The sequence below is a fragment of the Ruminococcus sp. CAG:330 genome (assembly GCF_000437175.1).
Lineage (GTDB): Bacteria > Bacillota > Clostridia > Oscillospirales > Ruminococcaceae > Ruminococcus_C.
This window is the reverse complement of sequence record NZ_FR898075.1, coordinates 16356-19436: the sequence shown is the minus strand read 5'-3', so window position 1 is coordinate 19436 and position 3081 is coordinate 16356. Positions and strand designations below refer to the sequence as shown.

General features: G+C 51.6%; 3 protein-coding genes. All 3 read right to left on the bottom strand.

Annotation, left to right across the window (positions count from 1 at the left end; genetic code table 11):
- Nucleotides 1-216, bottom strand: a 216-nt coding sequence (locus QZL66_RS08525) for a pyrroline-5-carboxylate reductase family protein (protein ID WP_293602070.1), incomplete at its 3' end; no start/stop codon positions are given.
- 104 nt (nt 217-320) lie between these two features.
- Nucleotides 321-1283, bottom strand: a complete 963-nt coding sequence (gene pfkA, locus QZL66_RS08520) for a 6-phosphofructokinase (protein WP_022411293.1) — start codon at nt 1281-1283, stop codon at nt 321-323.
- A 236-nt stretch (nt 1284-1519) separates the two neighbouring features.
- Nucleotides 1520-3081, bottom strand: a 1562-nt coding sequence (locus tag QZL66_RS08515; protein ID WP_293602068.1) for a helix-hairpin-helix domain-containing protein, incomplete at its 5' end; no start/stop codon positions are given.

Here is a 3081-nt window from a genome sequence, read left to right as displayed (position 1 = left end):
CTGCGGCTTGATTGCCAGAAAAAGATACTGCGAGGCTGCCGCAACTTCCGCCTCACTGCTGCATTTCTGTACGCCATAGGACGCCAGCGCATCCACCTTGGCAGCGGTCGGATTGTAGGCGTAAAGCTTTGTCTCCGATTTCATGCTGCTTCCGGCGATGCCTTTCAAAATGGCAGTCCCCATATTGCCGGTTCCGAGAAAACCAATTGTGTTCATGTGAATCCACAGTCCTTTCTTGTAATAACAAAAGGAGCGCACAGATACCCCTTGGTATCCACACACTCCCCTGTATGAAAAATGGTCGAAACCACATCTATTTCTTAGAATGCAACGTCTTCTGCAATGTGGTGCAGCTTTTCATCGTACGGCTTGGACATTGCCAGTGCTTCCTGAATGTCGAAGTCAACAATCTTGCCGCCCTGCATACCAACGACACGGTTGCCGATGCCCTGTTCCAGCAGCTCTACAGCATAGTAGCCCATTTCTGTTGCAACAACACGGTCACGAACGGTCGGAGAACCGCCACGCTGTACGTGACCCAGAATGGTGGAACGAGATTCGATACCGGTCTTTTCCTGCAGCAGCTTTGCGATCTCATCTGCATGGCCGATGTTTTCTGCCACAACGATGATGAAGTTCTGCTTGCCTCTTGCCTTGAATTCCAGCATCTTCTTTGCAATCTTATCCAGATCGTAAGGCATTTCCTTTGTGATGATCTCCAGTGCGCCGGAAGCAACACCGGTGTTCACAGCGATGTAGCCAGCGCCACGACCCATAACCTCAACAACACTGCAACGATAGTGAGACTGGCTGGTATCAGAAAGCTTGTCCATCAGTTCCATTGCTGTGTTCATTGCGGTATCATAACCAATGGTATACTCTGTGCAGGCAATATCGTTGTCGATGGTGCCCGGCAGACCAACACAGGCAATTCCGTGTGCGGACAAATCTGCTGCGCCACGGAACGAGCCGTCACCGCCGATGACAACCAGACCCTCCAGACCGTGCTTCTCGCAGTTTTCCTTTGCCAAGAGCACGCCGTCTTCTGTGCGGAATTCTGCGCTTCGTGCGGTATAGAGCATGGTACCGCCTCTCTGAATGATGCCGGCTACGCTCAGCTCGTTCAGCGGCTCAATATCATCTTCAATCAAACCGCAGTAACCGCGCTTTACGCCGTACACATTCATGCCCTTTTTCAATGCAGCGCGAACAACAGCACGTACTGCTGCGTTCATTCCAGGGGCATCGCCGCCGCTTGTTAATACACCAATCGTCTTAATCATACCGTATACAAACTCCTCCGCCGCATGGCAAAAAAATTGAAATGAAAAACAGAAACAAAGCCCCGATTCAGGAACGCTCTGCAACATCATCTGATTTCCACTTCACCTATATTCTATTATACTGAAAAATCTTGTATTGTCAAGTGATTTCCTAAAAAGTTAACATGTTTTTGAGAAAATATAGCCGGAAATCCCCGAAAAACGGCGTTTGTCAAGGGAGAACATCTGTGTTTCCATCACCTGTTTTTTCCAGCAGGTGGCAGCAGCAGACCGATTCGCTCGGCTGGAACAATGCGGCAAAGAGCTGCACCGACTGTTTCCGTCAGGGCAAGCATGCATGGAACTTTTGGGGAAACTGTGCGTTTCTGATCCGTCAGGTAAAAGCAAACCGGAACTTTCCCTGGAAATTTCGCAGAGAGTGCAGCAATTTTTTGGAAAGCATCCCGTGCTGTTGACGGCAGCTTGAAGCACAGCCGGCTCTGCGGAAACAGCTGCCGAATCTCCTCAGTTGTCAGAATGCTCTCGCAGCGAACGCTAACCCGCTCTTCTTTTTGGGTGATTTTGCCTCGTATCCAAAGGGTCACCTGTCTTTTCAGTTTGGAACGCACATCCGGATACAGATTCGAAAAAACCACGCAATCTGCTGTGCCAGTGCGATCTTCGCAGGTGAGAAAGCACATGCTTCCGCCCTGTCGGGTGGTGTGCTTTCGGACGTTTTGCAGCGTTACCAGCAGGAATACGGACGCATTGTCCGGCAGTTCCGGTAGTGCAGCAGCCTGCTGGACATGGAGCAGCCGTCCCAGCCAGTCCAATTGCTGAAGCGGATGACTGGAAAAATAAAAGCCCATGCTGTCGTGTTCCAGCTGCATCAGTTCCTCAGCAGAATATTCTGCCACATACGGAATTTGTATCAAATCCGCAGCAGTGCTATCATCTGCGCCGCCAAACAGATTCATCTGTCCGGTCATCACTCGATTTTGTGCGTCCCGGCAGAATGCCATCACCTGTTCTGCACTCTGCCGCATTTGCTGCCGATTCAGACCAAGCTCATCCAGCGCACCGCAGCAGATCAGGCTGTCCAGCGCCTGTCTGTTCAGACCGAGCGGAAGCATGCGGCGGCAAAAGTCCTGCAGCCCTGTGAATGCGCCTGATTTGGAGCGTTCCTGTACCATGGCTTCCAGAAAACCACGTCCCAGATTGCGGACAGCCAGCATACCGAATTGAATCTGATGATTCTGCGGCAGGAAATCCACACCGCTTCGGTTGACGTGCGGCGGAAGTACCTCCACGCCGGCACTCTGGCAGGCGGACAGATATTCCATCACTTTTTCCGTCTCTCCCATGACACTGGTGAGCAGTGCAGCCATGTATTCCGCAAAGTAATGGCATTTCAGATATGCCGTTTGGTACGCCAGTGTTGCATAGGCGACGGCGTGCGATTTGTTAAATGCATAGGATGCAAAAGCGGAGATCTCATCGAAAATGGCGTTGGCAGTTTCAGCCGGAACGCCGTTTGCCACAGCACCGCAGCAGGGAGATGTGCCGTCCTTGCCGTCGCAGCCATAGATGAATACCTGACGTTCCCGCTCCATCTCCTCTTTCATCTTTTTGGACATGGCGTGGCGCACAGTGTCTGCTCTGCCATAGGAGTACCCTGACAGAACTCGGCAGATTTCCATGACCTGTTCCTGATAGATCATACAGCCGTAAGTCGGCCGCAAAATCGGTTCCAGCAGCGGGTGCGCATAGGTGATTTTTTCCGGTTCCTGACGGTTCGCCAAATACCGGTCAATGGAAG

Excerpts from the sequence above, each read along its gene's own strand:
- pfkA (WP_022411293.1), bottom strand. The coding sequence starts at position 1,283 with ATGATTAAGACGATTGGTGTATTAACAAGCGGCGGCGATGCCCCTGGA.